Raw genomic sequence first — 21,180 nt, forward strand, 5'->3', positions numbered from 1 at the left:
TGCCGGGCGCAGCATCGGGCTCCCCTCGCCAGGAAGGAGCCCGCCATGCCCGAGCCGATGGACAAGCCCCAGTTCGACGCGCTGATCGCGCGCCACGGCATCCCGCTGACGGAAGCCGAGAAGGAGGGCATCCGCGCCGTCTCCGGCCATATCCTCGCCTTCGCCGAGCGCGTCCGCACCCCGCGCGAGGTCGGCGCCGAGATGGCCGTGACCTTCGACGCGAAGGGGGCGGCGCGATGATCCCGACGATCGCCGAAGCCGCGCGGAAGATCGCCGCCAAGGAGATTTCCCCGGTCGAGTTCATGAAGGACCGGCTCGCCAAGGCCCAGGCCCTGAATCCCGCCATCCACGCCTTCATCCGCTTCACGCCGGAGATCGCGCTGGAGCAGGCCAAGGCCGCCGAGGCGCGGCAGATGGCCGGCACGCTGAAGGGGCCGCTCGATGGAATCCCCATCGCGCACAAGGACATCTACGAGACCGCGGGCGTGCCGACGACGGGCCATTCCCGCGTGCTCGAAAACCACGTGCCGAAGGCCGACGCGGCGGCCGTGCGCGCCTGGGCCGATGCCGGCGCGGTCTCGCTCGGCAAGCTCGCCACGCATGAATTCGCCTGGGGCGGGCCGTCCTTCGACCTGCCCTGGCCGCCGGCCCGCAACCCCTGGGACACGGAGCGCTTCACGGCCGGCTCCTCCTCCGGCACCGGCGCGGCGGTCGCCGCGGGCGTGATCCTGGGCGGCACGGGCTCGGACACCGGCGGGTCGATCCGCGGGCCGGCCGCGCTGTGCGGCACGGCGGGGATCAAGCCGACCTACGGGCTGTGTTCGCGCGCCGGCGTGCTGCCGCTCTCCCACAGTCTGGACACCGTCGGGCCGCTCGCCTGGACGGTCGAGGATTGCGCCATCCTGCTCGATGCCCTGGCGGGGCACGACCCGGCCGACCCGTCTTCCGCCAACCGGCCGAAGCCGGACCTGCTGTCGGGGCTGAACGGCGGCGTGCGCGGCCTGCGCATCGGCGTGATCCGCCATTTCCACGAGGCCGACTGGCCGGTCAGCGCGGGTGTCGCGGCGGGCATCGCGCATGTGGCACGGACGCTGGAAGGGCTCGGCGCGACGGTGGAGGAAGTGACGCTGCCGCCGCTGCAGGATTTCAACGCGGCGGGCTGGCTGATCCTCGCCGCCGATGCCTTCGCCGTGCACGAGCCCTGGCTGCGCACGAAGTACCGCGAATACGGCGAATACCTGCGGGAGCGCCTGGCGCTCGCCGCCACCATCACCGCCGCCGACTACCTGCAGGCGCAGCGCCGCCGGCGCGAATTGTGCGAGGCGGTCGCGAAGGTGATGGCGCGCTGCGACCTGCTGCTGACCGCCGCACAGCCGTCCGAGGCGCCGCTGATCACCGTGCCCGGCAAGTGGACCTCCTTCGAGGTCGCGAACTTCACCATCCCCTTCAACCTGACCGGCCAGCCGGCGCTGACCGTGTGCGCCGGCTTCGGGGAAGGGGGCCTGCCGGTCGGCGCGCAACTGATCGGCCGGCCCTTCGAGGATGCGACGGTGCTGCGCGCGGGCCATGCGTATGAGCAGGCGACCACCTGGCGGGTGCGGCGGCCGGCCACGGCGGGGTGAAGCTCAGCGCAGGAGCGGCTTTCCCAGGTACTCCCAGAAGGTGAAGACGACCTCGATCGCGACCAGCGCGACGATGGCGATCTCGAGCCCCGTCGCGCGCCGCGCCTGAAGGAGGGAGAGCACGCCCTCGGTCGTGTCGCCGATCAGGCTCAGCTTGCGGTCGAGCGCGGCGCTGCGTTCCTTGAGCTCGTACTCGTCGGCGAGGCGCGCATGCAGGCGCTCGAGCTCCGGATGGTCCCACAGGATCTCCGGCTTCTCCTCCGCCTCCACGCGCGCGGTGGTGCGGCTGCGCGCGGACAGCGCATGGCCGATCTGCCGGTGCAGCGCGCGGGAGGAAGCGGCGAGCCGCCCTTCCGTGCGCAGCGTCGCGACCACCGGTTCCAGCCGGTCCAGCGCCTCGGCCAGCAGGGCTTCCTGGTGGGCGAGTGCCGCGCTCTTCGCCAGCGCATCCGCGACGATGGCGAGCCGGGCGGTCGAGAGGTCGCGCAGCCTGATCACTCCATCCGGGCCGATGCCGTCCTGCTCCGCGCCGGGCGCGATGGTGGCCGATTCCTCGATCGGCCGGGGCAGCGGCGCGGTCAGTCGCGGGCGCAGCATGCCGACGATGGCCGCTTCCTGCTCGGCGCTCGCGCCCACCAGCACGACCGCGCCCCAGCGGAAGGCGAAGGCGGTCAGGCCCGGAGGTGTGGCGAGCGGCACGGGGTCCGCCGCCGGCGCGCCTTCCCGCGGCAGGCCGCGATGGTCCAGCCGCTCGCCGAGCAGCAGCGCGCGCGCGGTCAGCACGCTGCCGGACATGGTCAGGCGATCTCGCCTTCGGCGCGCAGATCGCCCAGCGCGCGGCGGAAGGCGGCGACGGTCGTCTCCATCTCCGCCGGCCCATGCGCGGCGGAAACCGGCCCGCCCGGCCAGGGCGAGAAATCGACGCCATGCGTGCGCATCGCCAGCAGCAGCTTCGTTACCGTCTGCAGGCCGCGCGGCACCTTGAGGTCGGCATAGCCCATCGCCAGCGGATCGAAGCTGCTGGGCGTGATCGGCAGGTTCTTCCAGTTGGTGAAGATGTGGATGCCGGTGTGCCGGCCATAGACCGCCCAGGGGACGGACATCTCGACCAGCACCTGGTTCATCGCGCCGCGCAGCCCGGCGGCATAGGCGTGCGTCCGGGCAATCGCATCGGTGTCGCGCAGGATCTCCAGCGTCGCGATGCCGGCCGCGGCGGACAGCGGGTTGGCGTTGTAGGTGCCCTGGTGGGGGATCTTCTCCACGCCGCGCGCCGCGGCACGCTCCGGGTCGAGCAGCTCGAGCAGGTCCCGCCGCCCGACCACCGCGCCGCCCGGCAGCCCGCCCGCCAGGATCTTTGCCAGCGTCGTCAGGTCCGGCCGGATGCCGAGCACTTCCTGCGCGCCGCCTTTCGCCACGCGGAAGCCGGTGACCACCTCGTCGAACACCAGCACGATGCCGTGCTGCGCGGTGGCGGCGCGCAGCGCATGGACGAAGCTGTCGCGCAGCGGCACCTGGCCATAGGTGGATCCCGTGGGTTCAAGGATCGCGGCGGCGATGTTGCTGCCCTCCGCCGCCATCATCGCGGCGAGGCCGGCCTCGTCGTTCGGGTCGATCAGCAGGACGTTGTCGGACAGGCCCTCGAGGATGCCGGGCGTCGGCGTCCCGTCGAAGTGGTTGGTCACGCCGAAGGCCATGTGGTCGTGCCAGCCGTGGAAATGGCCGCGCAGGCGCAGCAGCTTCGTCCGCCCCGTCGCGGCGCGGGCGACGCGCAGCGCCATCAGCGTGGCCTCGGTGCCGGAATTGGTGAAGCGGATCATCTCAGCGCTCGGCACCATGGACTTGATCAGCTCGGCCCAGCGATTCTCGAGCGCGTGGTTCGCGCCGTAATGCGTGCCCTTGGCCAGTTGCTCCGCGACGCGCGCCGTCACCTCGGGATGCGCGTGCCCCAGGATCAGCGCGCCATGGCCGCCGGCGTAGTCGACATATTCGTTGCCATCGACGTCCCATTTGCGGGCGCCGGCCGCGCGCGCCACGGCGATCGGGTGCGGGCGGACATAGCGCGTGTCGTGCGTCACGCCGCCGGGGAAATGCTCCCTGGCCTCGGCATAGGCCGCGGCGCTGCCGGGCGTATGCGTGACGAAGGCGGAGACGATCGGGGAATTGGTCGGCGGGATCGCGTTCATGGCGGCCTCGGCAGGGTTCGCGGCGGATAGCCTGCGCGGGCGGCGGCCCGCTGTCCATCGCCCGGCCGACGCAGCATCTTGTGGGAAAGGCGGGGGCAGGCACGCTATATTCGGCGCATGGATGGTCCCGCCGTGCCCCCGCCGCCCGGTGCCACCTTCGGGGAGGCGCCGGTCCCCGCGCGCGCCTTCGACCCCGGCATGGGCCTGGCCGTCGCCCGCCGCACCGTGCTGCGCGCGGCGGATGGCGAGGATTTCGGCCGCGTCGCGGACCGCGTCGCGGCGGGCAACATGGCGCTGGCCGGCGCGCAGTCCGATGCGCTGGAACAGGCCCGGCTGCGCAACGCCATCGCGACCGGCGCGCTGATCACCTCCGGCCGGCATCTCCAGCATGGCGACGGCGACCAGCCTTCGCGCAACATGGAGGTCTTCACCAATTGCGCGACGGCCGGCGCCTCCTTCACCAAGTTCTACCTGCTGCTGAACGGCGCGGGCGTGGGGCGCGCCTATGACGATGCGCTCTGCCTGGTGGACTGGGCCGATGCGCCGGACCTTCTGCTGCACCTCTCGCCGAGCCATCCGGACCATCCGCGCGACCGCGCGACGCTGCACCGCTTCGGCGTCGAATTCGGCCTGCTGCGCTGGGGCATGGGGCCGGACGCCTTCGGCGACGTCGAGGAAGCGGATGTGCGCGCCTTCCTCGCGCGCGAACTGGTGCACGACCTCGATCGCCTGCCGCCGGGCACGATCCGCCATCGCGTGGCCGATACGCGCGAAGGCTGGGCCAAGGCGGTGGAAGTGCTGGAAGCCATGGCCTTCCGCGGCGCGCGCGGCGAAAGGCTGCTGCTCGACCTGTCGGAGATCCGCCCGCTCGGCGCGCCCATCCACGGCATGCAGGGGCGCCCGGCCTCCGGCCCGCTCTCCCTGCTGCGCGCCTTCATCATGCTGCGGCGGGAGGTGATCGAGGCCGCGCGCGACCGCGACAGGGCAGGGGAGGCGATGCGCCCCTGGGAACAGGCGCTGCGCGCGGACCATATCCTGTCCACCGAGGTGCAGGTCGGCGGCGCCCGCCGCGCCGCGCGCATGGCGACGAAATCCTGGCGCGATCCCGGCGCGCTGCGCTTCGTGCGGCTGAAGGCGGAAGGCGGGCTGTGGACCGCGAACCATTCGCTGATGGTCGATGCCGAGTTCTGGGACCGGCTTGGCCGTGCCGATGACGAACCCCTGACGCGCCACGCCCGGGCGTTGTTCGAAGCCGCGACGGCCTGCGCCTACATCAACGGCGAACCGGGCTTCATCAACGGCGACCGGCTGGAGGATGCGCGCACCGGCTTCGCGCGCGAAAAGCCCGCGACGGCGGAGGCGGGGTCGGCACGCTACCGCATCGCCGAAGGCGCGCCGCTGCTCGCCGAGGTCGCGCGCCGCGCGGCATCCGCCGACTTCCCGGTCACGACCAATCCCTGCGGCGAGGTCGTGCTGCACGTGACCGGCGGCTACTGCGTGATTGCGGATTTCGCCCCGCTGCTCGCCTGCCCGGTGGCGCTCGAAGCGCTGGTGCCGGGCGCGGTGCCGGAAGATGTGGCGCGCGCCTGGGATGCGCGGGTCGAGGATTCGGTGCGGCTCGGCGTGCGCTTCCTCATCCGCGTCAACCGGATGGACGGGCTATATGCTGCGGAAGTCGCGCGCACCAACCGCATCGGCATCGGGCCCACGGGGTTGCACGAATGGGCCTGGGCGCGCTTCGGCCTCGGCTTCCGCGACCTGCTGGATGAAGCGCGCGCGAAGCCCTTCTGGAACGCGTTGGCGCGGCTGTCGCAGGCCGCGAAGGATGAGGCCAGCGCCTATGCCGCGACGCTCGGCATGGCGCCGCCCGTCACGGTCACGACGATCAAGCCGGCGGGCACCACCAGCAAGCTGTTCGGGCTGACGGAAGGCGCGCACCTGCCCGCGCGGCGGCAATACCTGCGCTGGGTGCAGTTCCGCGGCGGGGCGGATGGCGATCCGCTGATCGCCGACTATGCCGCGCGCGGCTATCCGGTGCGTGCGCTGGAAACCTTCCCCGGCGTGACGGTGGTGGGCTTCCCGACGCTGCCGCTGATCCAGCGCCTGGGCATCGGCGAACGGCTGGTGACGGCGCCGGAGGCGACGCCGGAGGAGCAGTATCGCTGGCTCGAACTGCTCGAACGCCACTGGATCGGGCGGGACCGCGGCAACCAGGTCTCCTACACGCTGAAGATCGCGACGGACCGCGTGGGCCTCGATGATTTCCGCGCCATCCTGCGCCGCCACCAGCCGCTTCTGCGCTGCTGCGCCGTGCTGCCGTCGCGGCCCGACCGCGACCTCGGCTACGAATACCTGCCGGAGGAGGAGGTCGCGCCGGAGGACTTCGCGCGCATCCTCGGCGCGATCCGCGATGCGGGCGTGGCGGAGGCGGTCGACCTCGCGCGGCTGCAATGCGAGGCGGGGGTCTGCCCGGTCTAGCAACCGTCGCGTGTGATGGCGCGCACGGTTTCGCCTCACGCTTTCCTGTCTGCTCCCTCCGCGGGCCAATTCCGGCCCGCGCGTGAAGGGAACATCCATCATGGCCAAGGAGCCCGAGGCGCGGATCCGTCCTGAGGATCTGCTGCGCCCCGCCGAATTGCGGCCCGCCGCCCTCAAGGGGCTGATCGCCGCGATCGAGAAGTCCAAGGGCAAGTTCATCGACTGGGAACGGCTCGGCAAGCCGGCCTTCGACCACCTCAAGGTCCGCGTCGAGGTCGCGCCCGACCGCATCGCCGATGTCGTCAAGGCGGCGATGGAAGCGGACGACCTGCGCGTGCGCTTCGGCATCCTGATCAACGGCCTTCCGCCACTCGACCGCATTCCGCAGATCGATCTCGACATCACGCCGAACCGCTGAGGGGATGGGTGCCATGGCCTGCCAGACGCGTCGCCTGCGTGTCGTGCAACTCCACCCCACGCGGCGCTGCAACCTGGCGTGCCGGCACTGCTACTCCCTCTCGGGGCCCGAGGCGCGGGACACGCTGCCGCTCGACACCGTCCTGCGCCTCGTCGCCGACATGAAGGCGGCGGGGTATGACGGGCTCAGCCTGTCCGGCGGGGAACCGCTGATGTGGCCGGGCCTGCTGCCGACGCTCGCCGCCGCGCGCCGGGAAGGTCTCGTCACCGCGCTCGCCACCAACGGCATGCCGCTGACCGCGCGCCGCGCGGCGGACCTCGCGCCGCTGGTCGACCTCGTCGCCGTCAGCCTGGATGGCGCGCCGGCGACGCATGACCGCATCCGCGGCCGGGACGGCGCCTTCGCCACGATGCGCGCGCGGCTGCCGCTGCTGCGCGCGGCCGGCATCCGCTTCGGCATCATCTTCACCGTCACGCGCCACAACCTCGACGACCTGGCCTTCGCGGCGAATTTCGCGATGGAGGAGGGCGCCGCGCTGCTGCAGATCCATCCGCTGGAAGCCGTCGGCCGCGCGGCGGAGGAGATGGCGGAGGAGGAACCGGACGGGCTCGTCGCCAGCGCCGCCTATCTCGCCGCGCTGCGCCTGGCCGACCTGGTCGGTGACAGGCTGGCCGTGCAATGCGACCTCGCCCATCGCGGCCTGCTGCGGGACGCGCCGTGGCTGGTGCTGGGGGAGGAGCCGGCGCCGGACGCGCCGCTCGCCGCCTTCGCGCCCGACCTGATCGTCGAGGCCGATGGCACGGTGGTGCCCGTGCAGCACGGCTTCCCGCGCGCCCATGCGCTGGGCAACCTCGCTACGGCACCGCTGCCCGAACTCGGCGCGCGATGGCGCGCGGCGGGCGGGCCGGCGCGGCTGCGCGCGCATGTCCGACGCGCGCTCGATGCCGCGACGGCGGACCCGGACGCCATGCCTGCCTTCGACTGGTATCGCGCGCTGACCGAGGCCTGAAGCCCCTCAGCCGGGGCGGAAGGGCTGCACCAGCAGCCGGTCCAGCCGCTGCTGTTCATCCGCGCGATAGCCCTCGATGCCGATCACCATGCCGAGCTGCCCCTTCTCGGGCTCCGCGATGTAGGTGCCGAAGATCCGGTCCCAGCTGGACAGGCAGAAGCCGAAATCGCTGTTCGTCTCGCGCTCGATCTCGGAATGATGGACGCGGTGCATGTCGGGCGTCACCAGCAGCCAGCGCAGCGGCCGGTCGACCCACGCCGGCAGCGCGAGATTGGCGTGGTTGAACAGCGCCGTCGCGTTCAGCAGCACCTCGAACACCAGCACCGCTTCCGCCGGCGCGCCGAGCAGCGTGACCGCGACCGCCTTGATGGCGAGCGAGAGCAGGATCTCGACGGGGTGGAAGCGCAGGCCGGAGGATGCGTCCAACTCCGGATCGGCATGGTGCACGCGATGCAGCCGCCACAGCGCCGGTACCGCGTGGAAGACCCGGTGCTGGAAGTAGATGAGCAGGTCGAGCAGCAGCACCGCGACCGGGGCGGCGACCCAGAACGGCGCATCGATCCAGCGGAACAGCCCGAGCCCCTGCGATTCGGCCCAGAGCGCGACACCCACCGCGCCCGCCGGGGCAAGCAGGCGCAGCAGCAGGGAGGACAGCGCCACGAGCCCGAGGTTGGACGGCCAGCGCCGCCAGGACAGCCTTTGCGGCCGGCGCGGGAAGGCGTGTTCCAGCGCCACCATCGCCAGCAGCACGGCGGCGAAGACGGAAAGACGGATGAGGGGTTCCTGCGCGAGCATCGTCCCAACATGTAGCGCGTGGCCGACGGGCTTGCAGGGGGCGCGCGGCGGGGCGAGCATGGCGGGGAAGGAGACCGCCATGAAGCGCCTCGCCGCCCTGCTCGCCCTCGCGCCGCTGCCCGCCCTCGCGCACCACCCCCTCGGCGGGACGGTTCCGTCCAGCCTTTGGGAGGGCTTCGCCTCGGGGGTCGGTCACCCGATGATCGGGCCCGACCACCTTGCCTTCCTGCTGGCCGCCGGCGTGCTGGCCGCGGCGCTGCCTGCCTCGCGCGGCGTCCTGGCGATCCTCGCCTTCGTGGCGGGCGGCTTCCTCGGCAGCCTCGCACATGTCGCGGGGATCGGCTTCGGGCCGGTGGAGGCGCTGGTGGCCCTCAGCCTGGCCGCGGCGGGCGCAGCCCTGCTCGCGGGCGCCCCGGCGGCGCTGCTGCCGGCGGGCTTCGCGCTGGCCGGCCTCGCCCACGGGCACGCCTTCGCGGAAGCGATCATCGGCGCGGAACCGACGCCGCTTGTCGCCTATCTCGCGGCGCTGGCGCTGACCCAGGCCGCGATCGGCATCGCCGCGATGCTCGTCGCGCGGCGGCTCGCGGCGGCGGGCCATGGCGTGGCGACGCGCCGCGTGGCCGGCTTCGCCGGCGTGGCGCTCGGCGTGCTGTTCCTCGGCGCGTCGCTCGTCGGCTAGGTCAGGCGCCGCCGCGGACCAGCGCGGCGGCCTTCTCCGCGATCATCATCGTCGTCGCGTTGGTGTTGGCGGAGACGATGCGCGGCATGACGGACGCATCGGCCACGCGCAGCCCCGCGATGCCGCGCAGCCGCAGGTCCGGCGCGAGTGGCGCATCGTCCCCGCCCATCCGGCAGGTGCCGCAGAGGTGGTAGACCGTCGAGCCCCGCGCGCGGGCATAGGCGAGCAGATCGTCTTCGCTCTCCTTCTGCGGGCCGGGCGCCGTCTCCTCTGCCGACCAGGGCGCGAGGGCGCCCGTGCCGAGGAGGCGACGGGACAGCCGCAGCCCCGCGACCGCCGCGGCGCGGTCCTCCTCCGCCATCAGGTAGTTCGGCTGGATGGCGGGCGCCTGCCGCGGGTCGGCCGAGCGCGCGCGCACGAAGCCGCGGCTTTCCGGGCGGCACTGCCAGACGCCGATCGTCATCCCCGGCGTGTCCTGCAGGCGCCCCGTCACGCCTTCCTCGGCATAGGAAGCCGGGGTGAAGACGAATTGCAGGTCGGGTTCCTCAAGCGTCTCGCGTGACCGCGCGAAGGCGCCTGCATGGGCCGGGCTGAAGGCGAGCATGCCCTTCCGCGCCACCAGCCAGCGCGCCATCTCCCACCACAGGCGCGGCGGGCGGGCCTGCTCGTTCAGCGTCACCGGGCGCGTCACGCGATGGACGACGCGCATGGCGTAGTGGTCCTGCAGGTTCTCCCCGACGCCGGGATTGTCCGCCACGACCGCCACGCCGAGCGCCTGGGAGAGGGCAGCGGGGCCGAGACCCGAGACCTGCAGCAGATGCGGCGTGCCGATGGCGCCCGCGGCGAGCAGGATGTCCCCGCCGGCGCGCGCGGTCAGGGTGCGGCCGTCGCGTTCGAAGGTGATGCCGGTGGCGCGCCCCTGGGCGGTCTCGATGCGTAGCACCGTCGCGCCCGTCACGACGCGCAGGTTCGCCCGCCCTCGTGCCGGCGCAAGGAAGGCGCTCGCCGCGCTGAAGCGCGCGCCGTTGCGGATCGTGCGCTGGTAGGTGAAGGCGCCTTCCTGGCGCGCGCCGTTGTAGTCGGGGTTGCGCGCGAGGCCGAGCTCCGCGGCACCGTCCAGGAAGGCCGCGACGATCGGGTGGGTCTGCGGGATGTCCGAGACATGCTGCGGCCCGCCCGCCGCGCGATAGGCGTCGTTGCGGTAATCCTCGATGGCGCGGAAATGCGGCAGCACGTCGGTGAAGGACCAGCCGCGGCAGCCCGCCTGCGCCCAGTCGTCGAAATCCCGCGCGCTGCCGCGCACCCAGAGATGCCCGTTGATGGCCGAGGAGCCGCCGAGCACCCGCCCGCGCGGCGTGTGGATGCTGCGCCCATCCACGCCCGGGCCGGGTTCGGTGGAAAAATTCCAGTTGAAGCGCGGGTCGCGGAAGGTCTTGAGGAAGCCGGCGGGGACATGGAGGTAGGGGTGCCGCGCCTCCCCGCCCGCTTCCAGCAGCAGGACGCGCCGCTTCGGATCGTCGGAAAGGCGGTTCGCCAGCACGCAGCCGGCGCTGCCCGCGCCGACAACGATGTGGTCCCAGTCGCCCTCGAAGGGCCCGGCCGTCACGCCGCGACGGCGAGCGTCGGCGCGCTGCCCGCGACGCAGGTGCGCACCATGTGGCGCCGCTCGGTCGCCGTCGCGAAGGGCGTGGCGCGATGCAGCACGGCGCGGTTGTCCCACATCACCAGGTCGTGCCGCTGCCATCTGTGCGCATAGGTGAAGGCGGGTTGCGTCGCATGGGCCATCAGGCGGTCGATCAGGATGCGGGCCGCTTCCTCCTCCATCCCCTCGATGCTGCGCGCATGGGCGCCGAGATAGAGGGCGGGGCCGTAGGGGTTCTCCTCCAGCACCATCGCCTGCCGGACGGGCGGGTGCTGCCGCCGCTCATCCTCGCTGACCAGCGCGGCGTCGACCCGCGCGCGGGACCAGCCGAAATCGTGGATCGCGACGCGGCCCTTCAGCGCGGCCTGCTCCGCCGGGTCGAGCGCGGCGAAGGCGGCGCGCATGGAGGCGAATTCGGTGTCGCCGCCGGCCGAGGGGATCTCCCGCGCCGAGAGCAGCGAGGCCCGCGCCGGCAGCTGCTTGAAGGAGGAATCATGGTGCCAGAGGCGGTTCGCCTTGTTGTTCAGCACCTGCTTGGCCGTCGGCGCCTCGATCCCACCATCGGGCCCGACGTTGGAGAGGATGATGACGGGGCTGCCGGCGCCAGGCGCGCCGGGGCGCGTGCGCTCGAGCGGCCCGAAGCCCTCGCTGAAGGCGACCTGCGCAGCATCGTCGATCGCCTGGCCGGGGAAGACGAGCACGGAATGGCGGTCGAGCGCGTCCTTCAGCGTCGCCATCGTCGCGGCATCGACGCCGCGGCCGATGTCGAGGCCGGTGACGCGGGCGGCGAAGACAGGGGTGAGGGGGGTGATCTCGACCATGGCGCGGGTCCTCCTTGCGGTACCATGCGCCGCGCCGGCATTTCACCGAAAGACGGCAGTTTCGGAAAACACCCTGGCGCTATTCGGCAGAATGCCGGGCAAGGAGGTGCGCCACGAAGGCGAGCGTCTTGGCCGGCAGGCGCTCCGTGCGGGCATGCACGGCATAGATCTCGGCCTCGTAGCGTTCCGGCCAGGCCGCGAGGCCCTCGAGCAGGGGCACGAGGCGGCCCGCCGCGACATCCTCCCCCACCATCCATTCGGGCAGGAGGACCAAGCCGAGGCCGTCCAGGGCCGCGCGGCGCAGCGCCTCCCCGCTGTTGGAGCGGAAGGGGCCGGTTACCTCGATCTCCCTTCGGCCGGGCGGGGTAGTGAAGATCCAGACCGGCGCCTCCTCCTCCTGCCGGTAGGCGAGGCAGGCATGGCGCAGCAGGTCGTCCGGCGAGGCGGGCGCGCCGTGGCGCGCGAGATAGTCCGGGCTGGCGCAGAGGATGCGTCGCCCGGAGGCGAGCCGGTGCCCGACGAAGGATTTCCCCGCCGGCAGTCCCAGGCGGATGACGAGATCGACGCCGCTGCCCGGCACCAGCCCGGTCTGCTCGGTCAGCGCGAGGTCCACCTCCACCCGCGGATGCGCCGCGCGGAAGGCGGCGAGCCGCGGCACGACATGGCGCAGCGCGTAGGACCGGCGCGCGACGATGCGCAGCGTGCCGGTCGCGTCCTCATGCATCTCGCGCGCCTCGGCCATGGCGGCGTCGAGATTCTCCAGCAGCGGCGTGACGCGCGCGGCGAGCCGCCGCCCCGCCTCGGTCGGCGCGACGTGCCGCGTGGTGCGGTCGAGCAGGCGCAGGCCGAGGGATTCCTCGAGTTCGCGCAACGTGCGCGACGCCGCCGTGGCGGACAGCCCGAGCGAACGCCCCGCCGCCGCGATCGCCCCGCGATCGAGCGCGCGGAGGAATAGGCGCAGCGCCATCAGCCGGTCCATCGCCGCTCAGGCCCCGCGCCCGAGCCGCCGCAGCACGGCGAAGCCCGCAAGGGTGAAGAGCGCGACATGGCCGAAGGCGAGGCCCCAGGCGAGCGCGCCCTCGCCGCCGGCCGCGTCCAGCACCACGCCGCAGAGCAGCGGCCCGACGAAGCCGCCTGCGTATCCGGCCATGGAATGCAGCCCCATGGTCGCTCCGCGCAGCGCCGGGTCGGCGGCCTGCACCGTGCCCGCCGTCAGCGCCGAGCTGTCGAGGTAGATCGCCGCGTTCCAGGCGAGCACGAGCGCCAGCGCGACCAGCGCCGGCGCCCCCGCCGCGAAGCCGGTCAGGGCGGAGAACGCGGCGCCCGAGAGCATGGCGAGGCCGACCACGCGGCCGCGTCCGAAGCGCTCCGACGCCTCGTTGCCGGTCAGCGACACTGCGATCCCGAGCAGCCCGGCCAGCGTGAACAGCACCGTCGGTCCCGGCAGCCAGGATGGCGGGGCCGACACGGCGAAGGAGGCGGCGAGGAAGGCCACGGCCCAGGCGCGCAACACCGCCATTTCCAGCGTGTGCACGCAGTAGCCGGCGATCCAGGCCATGGCGCGGCGGTTGCGCAGCACGGGGCGGAAGTCGAGCAGCGCGCCGCCGCCCGCGCGCCGCGCCGGCGGCGTGTCCGGCAGGATCGCGAGCGCGATGCCGAAGGCGCAGGCGGCCATGACGCCGCCCGCGACGAAGGCCGCATCGGGGCCCGCCAGCGCCGAGACGAGGCCCGCCATGGCGAAGGAGAGCGCGCCGGCGATCCCGACGCCGGCCGCGTGCCACGATACGGCGCGCGACTGCGCCGTTCCGCTCAGCGGATCGGCGATCGCCTTGAGGCCGGGCATATAGGCGCCCGCCCAGCCGATGCCCGCGAGCGCGCGGAAGGCGAGGCCCGACCAGAAGCCATCCGCCAGCAGGCCAAAGCCCAGATGCGCGAGCGCGGTCGCACCCGTGCCGATCAGGTATATGCGCCGCGCCGGGATCCGGTCCGTCAGCGCCAGCAGCACCGGCACGGCCGGCACATAGGCCGCGAAGAAGATGCCGATCAGCCAGCCGGCCTCGGTGCCCGAGAGCGACCAGCGCGCCATGGTGACCGGCAGCAGCGCCGGCAGCGTGAAGGCGCCGATCTGCGTCAGCGCCTGCGCTGCGACCATCGCGGCGGTGAAGCGCGGCGTGCCTGGAACAAGGGCCATGGCGGCAGGCTATGCCGGCGGCGCATCGGCCGGAAGCGGGGTTGATCGCCGCGCCCGTCCCCCCGACACTCCGGCCCGCACGGAACGGAGGAACGCATGCGCGTGGTGGAGACGCCGGAGGCGCTGAAGGCGCTGGTCGGCCAGGAACTCGGCGTCGGCGAGTGGCTCGAGGTGACGCAGGAGATGATGGACCGCTTCGCCGATATCACCGGCGACCATCAGTGGATCCATGTCGATGTGGAGCGCGCGAAGCGCGAGATGCCGGGCGGCAAGACGATCGCGCACGGCTACCTGCTGCTGTCGCTGCTGCCGAAGCTGGGGGCGGGCGTCTACAAGGTGTCCTGGCCGTCGCGCACGCTGAACTACGGGTCGGACAAGGTGCGCATCATCAACCCGGTGCAGGCTGGGGACCGCGTGCGGCTGCGCCAGGCGCTGGTGGCGGTGGACGACGGCGCGGGCGGCACGCACCGCATCGTCGTGCGCCAGACCATGGAGATCGAGGGCAAGGACAAGCCGGCCCTGATCGCCGACACGATCCGCATGACCTTTCCCTGACCGACGGAGACGCGAGCATGAAGATCACCTGGTTCGGCCATTCCGCCTTCCGGCTGGAATTCGGCGCCTCGGTCGTGATGATCGACCCCTTCCTGACCGGCAACCCGGCCTTCGGCGGCGATGCGGAGGCCGCGAGCGCGGGGGCCACGCATGTGCTGCTGACGCATGGCCATGGCGACCACATCGGCGACACGGTCGCGATCTGCAAGCGCACGGGAGCGAAGCTCGTCACCAACTACGACCTCGCGATGCATCTCGCGCGCAAGGGGGTCACGGCGCTGGATCCGATGAACACGGGTGGTTCGACGGACCAGGGGGAATTCACCGTCTCGCTGACCCAGGCGCTGCATTCTTCCGTCGAGCAGGACGAGAACGGCGTGTCGCATTGCCTGGGCAATCCGAACGGGATCGTGGTGACGCCGAAGGACAAGGCGCAGCCCGTGGTCTACCACATGGGCGACACGGACATCTTCTCGGACATGGCGCTGGTTGATGAGCTGTATCGCCCTGCCGTCGCGATGGTGCCGGTGGGCGACCGCTTCACCATGGGGCCGCGCGCCGCGGCGCTGTCGCTCAAGCGGTTCCTGCCGTCGGTGCGCCTGGCCATTCCGTGCCACTACGCGACCTTCGGGCTGCTGCTGCCCGATGCCTCGGGCTTCGTGGCCGAGATGCAGGGGGCCAATGCGAAGGTGCTGGTCCCGGAGAAGGGCGTGGCCTTCACGCCTTGACTCGCGGGCGGGGGGAGAAGGGAACTTCTCCCCCCGAAACCCCCTCAACCTTCTTTTCCTTTTTTGGCGACTGACCTCCGCTGTCAGTCCCCAAATGATAAAGAAGGGAGGGGGATGCGGGGGAGCTTCTCCTCCCCCGCCACTCAGCCGCGCGCGAGCCCCGCTTCGCGCATCGCCGCGCCCAGCGTCGCGTCGGTGCGTTCCATGTGGCTCGCGAAGCCGGCGGCGTCGCCCCACACCATCCCGAAGCCGCGGGCGTTCATGAAGTCCTTGAACTCCTGGCTGTTCCAGACCTTCTGCAGCGCGGCGGTCAGCTGCTGCGCGATCGGCGCGGGCAGGTTCAGCGGCGCGGCGATGCCGCGCCACGCGCCGACGCTGTAGTTGATGCCGAGCGTCTCGTTCAGCGTGGGCACGCTGGCGAATTGCGGGTTGCGCTGCGGCGCCATGATGGCGAGCGAGCGCGCGCGCCCGGCCTCGATGATGGCCCGCGCCTCGGGCACCGAGCAGGTGACGATGTCGATGCCGCCCGCGGCGAGGTCCTGCATCGCCGGCGCCGCGCCGTTCGACGGCACCCAGCGCACATGGTCCGCGCGCAGCCCCATCGCGCCGAGCCAGCCGGCCAGCGCCAGGTGCCAGATGCCGCCCTGGCCCGTGCCCGACGCCTTGAACTGGCCGGGGCGGCTCGCCTTGATCGCATCCGCCAGCGCCTTGATGTCGCGGTAGGGCGAACTGGCGTTCACCTGCACGCCGGGCGGGTCCTCGTTCATCAGCGCGAGCGGGGTGTAGGAGGTGCGCTTGAGCTCGGTCAGGCCCTGCCAGTGCATCATGCAGATCTCGACCGTGATCATGCCGATCGTGTAGCCGTCGGGCGCGCCCTGGGCGATCGCGGAATGGCCGACCACGCCCGAGCCGCCGGTGCGGTTCACGACGTTGAAGGGCTGGCCCATCTCCTTCTCGAGCAGGCTGGCGACGATGCGCGCCGTCGCATCCGTGCCGCCGCCCGCGCCCCAGGGCACGATGACCTGCACCGGGCGGGCCGGGTAGCGGCCCTGGCCGAGCGCGGGACGGGCGAGCGGGGCGAGCCCCGCGAGGGCGCCGGCGGCGAGCGTGCCGCGGCGGGTGAAATTGGTCATTCGGTTTCCTCCCTCAGTCCTTGGTGGGCCGACGCTATCGCGCCGGTTCGGCGCGCCGCAAGCGGCGCAGCGTCCAGACGGCGGCCGGCCAGAGCAGCGCCGCGATCGTCATCGCTGCGAGCACCGAGGAGACCGGGCGCTCGAAGAAGGGCAGCACGTCGCCATCGGACTTGATGAGCGAGGTGACGAAGTTCTGCTCCACCATCGTGCCCATGACGATGCCGAGCACCAGCGCCGCGACGGGGTAGCCGTTGCGCTCCATCACGAAGCCGATGATGCCGAAGAGCCCGACGAGCATGACCGAGAACAGGTTGTTGCCGGTGGCGAATGCGCCGACGGCGCACAACAGCATGATCACCGGCATCACCGCGCTGCGCGGCGCACGCAGCACCAGGCTTGCCATGCGGATCATCAGGATGCCGAGCGGGATCATGATGATGTTGGCCAGCACGAAGATGATGTAGAGCGCGTACATGCTGGATGCGCGTTCGGTGAACAGCGTCGGGCCGGGGTTCAGGCCCTTCATGTACAGCACGCCGATCGCGATCGCGGTGATGGTGTCCCCGGGGATGCCGAACAGCAGCGAGGGCACCCAGCCCGAGGCGAGGGAGGCGTTGTTGGACGCGCCGGCCTCCACCAGCCCTTCCGGATGGCCGGTGCCGAACTTCTCCGGTTCCTTGGAGAAGCGCTTGGCCGTGGCGTAGGACACCCAGGCCGCCATGTCCGCGCCCGCGCCCGGCAGCACGCCGATGATGATGCCGACGATGTTCCCGCGCCACATCGGCCACTGGTACTTCTTGGTCAGCGCCCACTGGCCGGCCAGGATCGAGCCGAAGCGCCGCCGCGGCAGGGGCGGGGGCTCCGGCGTCATCATCGCGCGCATCACTTCCGAGACGGCGAAGACGCCGACAAGGGCGGGAATGGGTTCGATCCCGCCGAGCAGGTCGGTGACGCCGAAGGTGAAGCGCGGCACGCCGCCCGGGTTCTCGATGCCGACGCAGGCGAAGAGCAGCCCGAGCAGCATCGCCGCGATCGCCTTGATGGGGGAGGAGCGCGCGACAAGCGTCGCGCACATCAGCCCGAGGAAGGCGAGCCAGAAATATTCGAAGGTGGAGAAGGACAGCGCCATCTCCGCCAGCATCGGCGCCATAAGGATGAGCGAGAGCGTGCCCACGATCCCGCCGATGGCGCTGAACCACAGTCCCGCGCCGAGGGCCAGTTCCGCCTGGCCCTTGCGCGTCATCGCATAGGCTTCGTCGGTGTACGCGGCGGAAGCCGGCGTGCCGGGGATTCGCATCAGCGCGCCCGGGATGTCGCCCGAGAAGATCGCCATGGCCGAGGCGGTGATGATCGTCGCGATCGCGGCGATGGGCGACAGATAGAAGGTGACCGGCACCAGCAGCGCAGTCGCCATGGTGGCGGACAGGCCGGGCAGGGAGCCGACGACGAGGCCGTAGACGGCCGACGCCATGATGGCGATCAGCACGTCCGGCGCGGCGACGAGGCGGATCGCCTCGAGGAAGGCGGTCATCGGGTCACCACGGCGCCGGCAGCAGCCCCGCGGGCAGGGGCACCCGCAGCAGCTTGTAGAAGACAAGGTGGACGAGGGGCGGCGCGCCCACCGCCATGATCACGGCGAGCCGCAGCGACGCGCCCAGCGACAGCGCGGCGAGGAGCACCATGACGAAGGCGGTCGGCAGGAAGCCCAGGGTCTCGGACGCCAGCGCGTAGAACAGCAGCAGCGCCGGCGGGACGAAGGCGGCGAGCGCGCGCCGGTCGCCCAGGTGCCGGGCGAGGCCCTCATGCGCCTCGACGGGCTCGACCTCCGCTTCCTCGAAGCTGCGGCCGATCCCGATCGCGATCAGCACGCCGCACAGGACGAGGCCGCCGCCGACCACCATGGGAAAGACCGCGGGGCCGACATCCTGCCCGGGCACCGCCGGCAGGCGCGAGCCACCCCAGAAGGCGAGCGCCCCGAGCACCGCCAGGAACAGCCCTGTCACCCTGTCCGACAGATGCATGCTTGCGCGTCTCCCCCCCCCATCGCGCGGTCGTTGCCGCGAGGCGAGGCTAGCCGAACCCTCGGCGGGCGCCAGCCCTTCCTTCGGGCGGGCGGCGCGCGAACGGGGGTTGCCGCCGATGCGCGCGGGTGTCTAGGCTGCCATAGCAGGCCGTGCCGCCAGAGCACCGTCCAAGAGGAAATGTCACGATGAAGCTTGGCGCGGCGATCGCCGAGATCATGAAGCGCGAGGGCATCTCGATCCTCACCGGCTATCCGGTGAACCACCTGATTGAGCACGCCGCGGACATCGACATCCGCCCCATCATGGTCCGTCAGGAGCGGATCGGCCTGCACATGGCCGACGCCATCAGCCGCGTCACGTCGGGGCGGACCATCGGCGCCTTCTGCATGCAGCACGGGCCGGGGTCCGAGAACGCCTATGGCGGCGTCGCGCAGTGCTTCGGGGAAAGCGTGCCGGTGCTGGTGCTGCCGATGGGCTATCCGCGGCGCCTCGCGCATGTCGACCCGAACTTCAATTCCACCATCCAGATGCGCGGCATCACGAAAAGCGCCGAGCCGATCACCTCGGCGGCCGAGGTGCCGAACATCCTGCGCCGTGCCTTCACCAGGCTGCGCAACGGCCGCGGCGGGCCCGTGCTGGTCGAGATCCCGACCGACATGTGGAACGAGGAGGTGCCTGAGCCGCTCGCCTACACGCCCGTCATCGCGACGCGCTACGGACCCGATCCGGCCGATGTGGCGCGCGCGGCGGATGCGCTGGCAGCGGCGAAGCGCCCCGTGATCTATGCCGGCACCGGCATCCATTGGGCGCGCGCCTGGCCGCAGCTGAAGGCGCTGGCGGAACTGCTCGCCGCGCCGGTGACGACGAGCCTCGGCGGCAAGTCCTCCTTCCCGGAGGATCATCCGCTGGCGCTGGGCTCGGGCGGCCTCGCCATCCCCAAGCCGGTGCGGCATTTCCTGGACAATGCCGACCTGATCCTCGGCGTCGGGTGTTCGTTCACGGAGACGAATTTCGGCGTGAAGATGCCGGCGGGGAAGAAGATCATCCACGCCACGCTCGACCCCGACCACCTCAACAAGGACGTCGCCTGCGACATCGGGCTGGTGGGCGATGCGGCGCTGACGCTCGATGCGCTGCTGGCGGAACTCGCCAGTCGGGTGAAGGAGAAGCGGGATGCGGCGCCCGTGGCCGCCGAGATCGCCGGGCATCGCGCCGAATGGCTCGCGGCCTGGGCGCCCAAGACCGACAGCGACGCCGAGCCGCTCAACCCCTATCGCGTGCTGCGCGACCTGTGGCGCACGGTCGATGTCGACAACACCATCATCACCCACGACGCCGGCAGCCCGCGCGACCAGCTCTCGCCCTTCTGGGTGGCGCGGACGCCGCTGTCGTATCTCGGCTGGGGCAAGACGACGCAGCTCGGCTACGGGCTCGGCCTCGCCATGGGGGCGAAGCTCGCGGCACCCGACAAGCTCTGCATCAACGTGTGGGGCGACGCGGCGATCGGCTTCACCGGCATGGACTTCGAGACGGCGGTGCGCGAGCGCATCCCGATCCTGTCCATCCTGCTGAACAACTTTTCCATGGCGATCGAGCTGAAGGTCATGCCGATCAGCACGGAGAAGTACCGCTCCACCGACATCTCCGGCGACTACGCGGCGATGGCGCGCGCCTTCGGCGGATATGGGGAGCGGGTGACGAAGGTCGCCGACATCGTGCCCGCCATCCTACGCGGCATCGAGCAGACGCGGAACGGCACGCCGGCGCTGCTGGAATTCATCACGTCCAAGGAAACCGCCGTCTCCCGCCTGTAGCGCGGGGACAGGGCAGGGGAGGCTGCATGGCGACGGTCGATATCCGCCAGGTCTACAAGAACTTCGGCAGCACGAAGATCCTGCACGGGGTCTCCGTCGGCATCGAGGACGGGCAGTTCGTCGTGCTCGTCGGCCCCTCGGGCTGCGGCAAGTCGACGCTGCTGCGCATGCTCGCGGGGCTCGAGAACATCTCGGGCGGCGAGATCGCGATCGGCGGGCGCGTCGTGAACAATGTCCCGCCCAAGGACCGGGACATCGCGATGGTGTTCCAGAACTACGCGCTCTACCCGCACATGACCGTTTTCCAGAACATGGCCTTCTCCATGAAGCTGGCCGGCGCGCCGAAGGAGGTGATGGAGCGGGAGGTCCAGAAGGCCGCGAAGATCCTCGGCCTCGGCGACCTGCTGCACCGCTTCCCCCGCCAGCTTTCGGGCGGGCAGCGCCAGCGCGTGGCGATGGGGCGCGCCATCGTGCGCAACCCGCAGGTCTTCCTGTTCGACGAGCCGCTGTCCAACCTCGACGCCAAGCTGCGCGTGCAGATGCGATCCGAGATCAAGGAACTGCACCAGCGGCTGAAGGTCACGACGGTCTACGTCACGCACGATCAGATCGAGGCCATGACCATGGCCGACCTGATCGTGGTCATGAACCATGGCCGCATCGAGCAGGCCGGCGCGCCGCTCGAACTGTACGACCGCCCCGCCAACCTTTTCGTGGCCGGCTTCATCGGTTCGCCGGCGATGAACATGATCGAGGGACGGATCGAGGGCGGCGCCTTCCAGGGGCCGGGCGGCGTCGCCTGGCCGCTGCCCGCCGGCGCGCCCACCTCGGGCGAGGTGGTCTACGGCATCCGGCCCGAACACCTGCGCCTGGACCCGAACGGGCTCGAGGGCGTGGTGAACGTGCTGGAGCCGACGGGATCCGAGACGCAGGTGGTGATGCATGTGGGGGGCGCGCATCTGCTCGGCGCCTTCCGCGAACGCATCTCCACCCGACATGGGGAGGTGCTGCGCGTCAGCCCGGACCCGTCGCTGATCCATCTGTTCGACAAGGCAACCGGGCAGCGTCTCTAGCTGGCCCGGGCCAAA

Annotated in this window: 20 protein-coding genes; 10 read left to right on the forward strand and 10 right to left on the reverse strand. The window is 71.7% G+C overall.

Annotated features, from left to right (window positions below):
- The first annotated feature begins 45 nt into the window (after positions 1-45).
- On the forward strand, positions 46-240 hold the full coding sequence (locus tag J5Y09_RS19685) for a hypothetical protein (protein ID WP_209353535.1): 195 nt from the start codon (positions 46-48) through the stop codon (positions 238-240).
- Entirely contained in the window at positions 237-1,622 is a 1,386-nt protein-coding gene (locus J5Y09_RS19690) for an amidase (RefSeq protein ID WP_209353536.1), read from the forward strand. The genes J5Y09_RS19685 and J5Y09_RS19690 overlap by 4 nt, the downstream gene beginning before the upstream one ends.
- Positions 1,623-1,625: 3 nt before the next feature.
- On the opposite strand, the gene J5Y09_RS19695 is transcribed toward J5Y09_RS19690, so the two are convergent.
- Together J5Y09_RS19695 and J5Y09_RS19700 are read right to left on the reverse strand one after the other, a co-directional pair.
- Positions 1,626-2,417, reverse strand: coding sequence for an RMD1 family protein (locus J5Y09_RS19695; protein WP_209353537.1), 792 nt, complete (start codon positions 2,415-2,417; stop codon positions 1,626-1,628).
- Between the two features lie 2 nt (positions 2,418-2,419).
- Positions 2,420-3,805 carry an aspartate aminotransferase family protein gene (locus tag J5Y09_RS19700; protein ID WP_209353538.1) on the reverse strand — a complete coding sequence of 462 codons (1,386 nt, stop codon included), beginning with the start codon at positions 3,803-3,805 and terminating at the stop codon, positions 2,420-2,422.
- A gap of 132 nt (positions 3,806-3,937) precedes the next feature.
- Between J5Y09_RS19700 and J5Y09_RS19705 the strand changes: the two genes are divergently transcribed.
- The 3 genes from J5Y09_RS19705 (at position 3,938) to J5Y09_RS19715 (ending at position 7,710) form a co-directional block, all read left to right on the forward strand.
- Positions 3,938-6,283 (forward strand): recombinase, encoded by a 2,346-nt coding sequence (locus tag J5Y09_RS19705; RefSeq protein ID WP_245217260.1) that lies wholly within the window; start codon positions 3,938-3,940, stop codon positions 6,281-6,283.
- A gap of 100 nt (positions 6,284-6,383) precedes the next feature.
- On the forward strand, positions 6,384-6,701 hold the full coding sequence (locus J5Y09_RS19710; protein ID WP_209353540.1) for a hypothetical protein: 318 nt from the start codon (positions 6,384-6,386) through the stop codon (positions 6,699-6,701).
- Between the two features lie 13 nt (positions 6,702-6,714).
- A complete protein-coding gene (locus J5Y09_RS19715; RefSeq protein WP_209353541.1) occupies positions 6,715-7,710 on the forward strand; it encodes a radical SAM protein in 996 nt (331 codons plus the stop codon).
- Between the two features lie 6 nt (positions 7,711-7,716).
- Here J5Y09_RS19715 and J5Y09_RS19720 read toward each other — a convergent pair whose 3' ends face one another.
- A complete protein-coding gene (locus J5Y09_RS19720) occupies positions 7,717-8,586 on the reverse strand; it encodes a sterol desaturase family protein (protein WP_245217261.1) in 870 nt (289 codons plus the stop codon).
- Here J5Y09_RS19720 and J5Y09_RS19725 point away from each other — a divergent pair.
- Entirely contained in the window at positions 8,585-9,184 is a 600-nt protein-coding gene (locus J5Y09_RS19725; protein ID WP_209353542.1) for a HupE/UreJ family protein, read from the forward strand. The genes J5Y09_RS19720 and J5Y09_RS19725 overlap by 2 nt on opposite strands.
- 1 nt (position 9,185) lies before the next feature.
- Here the strand turns inward: J5Y09_RS19725 and J5Y09_RS19730 are convergent, their stop codons facing one another.
- The 4 genes from J5Y09_RS19730 to J5Y09_RS19740 form a co-directional block, all read right to left on the reverse strand.
- Entirely contained in the window at positions 9,186-10,790 is a 1,605-nt protein-coding gene (locus tag J5Y09_RS19730) for a GMC family oxidoreductase (protein ID WP_342451510.1), read from the reverse strand.
- Positions 10,787-11,647, reverse strand: coding sequence for a TauD/TfdA dioxygenase family protein (locus tag J5Y09_RS24460; protein ID WP_245217262.1), 861 nt, complete (start codon positions 11,645-11,647; stop codon positions 10,787-10,789). Before J5Y09_RS24460 ends, J5Y09_RS19730 begins: the two co-directional genes overlap by 4 nt.
- A gap of 79 nt (positions 11,648-11,726) precedes the next feature.
- Positions 11,727-12,626 (reverse strand): LysR family transcriptional regulator, encoded by a 900-nt coding sequence (locus J5Y09_RS19735; RefSeq protein WP_209353544.1) that lies wholly within the window; start codon positions 12,624-12,626, stop codon positions 11,727-11,729.
- A 6-nt stretch (positions 12,627-12,632) separates the two neighbouring features.
- On the reverse strand, positions 12,633-13,838 hold the full coding sequence (locus J5Y09_RS19740) for an MFS transporter (RefSeq protein ID WP_209353545.1): 1,206 nt from the start codon (positions 13,836-13,838) through the stop codon (positions 12,633-12,635).
- Between the two features lie 96 nt (positions 13,839-13,934).
- Here J5Y09_RS19740 and J5Y09_RS19745 point away from each other — a divergent pair, with 96 nt between their 5' ends.
- Together J5Y09_RS19745 and J5Y09_RS19750 are read left to right on the forward strand one after the other, a co-directional pair.
- Complete coding sequence (locus tag J5Y09_RS19745; protein WP_209353546.1) at positions 13,935-14,393, forward strand: MaoC family dehydratase; 459 nt, start codon at positions 13,935-13,937, stop codon at positions 14,391-14,393.
- A 17-nt stretch (positions 14,394-14,410) separates the two neighbouring features.
- Entirely contained in the window at positions 14,411-15,121 is a 711-nt protein-coding gene (locus tag J5Y09_RS19750) for a metal-dependent hydrolase (RefSeq protein ID WP_209353548.1), read from the forward strand.
- Positions 15,122-15,264: 143 nt separating this feature from the next.
- On the opposite strand, the gene J5Y09_RS19755 is transcribed toward J5Y09_RS19750, so the two are convergent.
- From J5Y09_RS19755 to J5Y09_RS19765, 3 genes are read right to left on the reverse strand one after another with little or no spacing between them, the layout of a single operon-like run.
- Positions 15,265-16,254 carry a tripartite tricarboxylate transporter substrate binding protein gene (locus J5Y09_RS19755; RefSeq protein ID WP_209353550.1) on the reverse strand — a complete coding sequence of 330 codons (990 nt, stop codon included), beginning with the start codon at positions 16,252-16,254 and terminating at the stop codon, positions 15,265-15,267.
- Between the two features lie 34 nt (positions 16,255-16,288).
- Positions 16,289-17,785, reverse strand: coding sequence for a tripartite tricarboxylate transporter permease (locus tag J5Y09_RS19760; RefSeq protein WP_209353551.1), 1,497 nt, complete (start codon positions 17,783-17,785; stop codon positions 16,289-16,291).
- Positions 17,786-17,789: 4 nt separating this feature from the next.
- Positions 17,790-18,275, reverse strand: a complete 486-nt coding sequence (locus J5Y09_RS19765; RefSeq protein ID WP_209353553.1) for a tripartite tricarboxylate transporter TctB family protein — start codon at positions 18,273-18,275, stop codon at positions 17,790-17,792.
- Between the two features lie 152 nt (positions 18,276-18,427).
- Between J5Y09_RS19765 and J5Y09_RS19770 the strand changes: the two genes are divergently transcribed.
- Positions 18,428-20,092 (forward strand): thiamine pyrophosphate-requiring protein, encoded by a 1,665-nt coding sequence (locus J5Y09_RS19770; RefSeq protein ID WP_342451511.1) that lies wholly within the window; start codon positions 18,428-18,430, stop codon positions 20,090-20,092.
- A gap of 26 nt (positions 20,093-20,118) precedes the next feature.
- Complete coding sequence (locus J5Y09_RS19775; protein WP_209353555.1) at positions 20,119-21,165, forward strand: ABC transporter ATP-binding protein; 1,047 nt, start codon at positions 20,119-20,121, stop codon at positions 21,163-21,165.
- Positions 21,166-21,180: the final 15 nt, after the last annotated feature.

The sequence above is a fragment of the Roseomonas nitratireducens genome (genome assembly GCF_017813355.1).
In the GTDB taxonomy this organism is placed as follows: domain Bacteria; phylum Pseudomonadota; class Alphaproteobacteria; order Acetobacterales; family Acetobacteraceae; genus Neoroseomonas; species Neoroseomonas nitratireducens.

What these genes read in the sequence shown, in the direction of transcription:
- J5Y09_RS19720 (WP_245217261.1), bottom strand. Translation starts at nt 8,586, where the DNA reads ATGGCGGTCTCCTTCCCCGCCATGCTCGCCCCGCCGCGCGCCCCCTGC.
- J5Y09_RS19695 (WP_209353537.1), bottom strand. Translation starts at nt 2,417, where the DNA reads ATGTCCGGCAGCGTGCTGACCGCGCGCGCGCTGCTGCTCGGCGAGCGG.
- J5Y09_RS19700 (WP_209353538.1), bottom strand. Translation starts at nt 3,805, where the DNA reads ATGAACGCGATCCCGCCGACCAATTCCCCGATCGTCTCCGCCTTCGTC.
- J5Y09_RS24460 (WP_245217262.1), bottom strand. Translation starts at nt 11,647, where the DNA reads ATGGTCGAGATCACCCCCCTCACCCCTGTCTTCGCCGCCCGCGTCACC.
- J5Y09_RS19765 (WP_209353553.1), bottom strand. Translation starts at nt 18,275, where the DNA reads ATGCATCTGTCGGACAGGGTGACAGGGCTGTTCCTGGCGGTGCTCGGG.
- J5Y09_RS19725 (WP_209353542.1), top strand. Translation starts at nt 8,585, where the DNA reads ATGAAGCGCCTCGCCGCCCTGCTCGCCCTCGCGCCGCTGCCCGCCCTC.
- J5Y09_RS19710 (WP_209353540.1), top strand. Translation starts at nt 6,384, where the DNA reads ATGGCCAAGGAGCCCGAGGCGCGGATCCGTCCTGAGGATCTGCTGCGC.
- J5Y09_RS19745 (WP_209353546.1), top strand. Translation starts at nt 13,935, where the DNA reads ATGCGCGTGGTGGAGACGCCGGAGGCGCTGAAGGCGCTGGTCGGCCAG.
- J5Y09_RS19740 (WP_209353545.1), bottom strand. Translation starts at nt 13,838, where the DNA reads ATGGCCCTTGTTCCAGGCACGCCGCGCTTCACCGCCGCGATGGTCGCA.
- J5Y09_RS19755 (WP_209353550.1), bottom strand. Translation starts at nt 16,254, where the DNA reads ATGACCAATTTCACCCGCCGCGGCACGCTCGCCGCCGGCGCCCTCGCG.
- J5Y09_RS19775 (WP_209353555.1), top strand. Translation starts at nt 20,119, where the DNA reads ATGGCGACGGTCGATATCCGCCAGGTCTACAAGAACTTCGGCAGCACG.
- J5Y09_RS19750 (WP_209353548.1), top strand. Translation starts at nt 14,411, where the DNA reads ATGAAGATCACCTGGTTCGGCCATTCCGCCTTCCGGCTGGAATTCGGC.
- J5Y09_RS19715 (WP_209353541.1), top strand. Translation starts at nt 6,715, where the DNA reads ATGGCCTGCCAGACGCGTCGCCTGCGTGTCGTGCAACTCCACCCCACG.
- J5Y09_RS19735 (WP_209353544.1), bottom strand. Translation starts at nt 12,626, where the DNA reads ATGGACCGGCTGATGGCGCTGCGCCTATTCCTCCGCGCGCTCGATCGC.
- J5Y09_RS19690 (WP_209353536.1), top strand. Translation starts at nt 237, where the DNA reads ATGATCCCGACGATCGCCGAAGCCGCGCGGAAGATCGCCGCCAAGGAG.
- J5Y09_RS19685 (WP_209353535.1), top strand. Translation starts at nt 46, where the DNA reads ATGCCCGAGCCGATGGACAAGCCCCAGTTCGACGCGCTGATCGCGCGC.
- J5Y09_RS19760 (WP_209353551.1), bottom strand. Translation starts at nt 17,785, where the DNA reads ATGACCGCCTTCCTCGAGGCGATCCGCCTCGTCGCCGCGCCGGACGTG.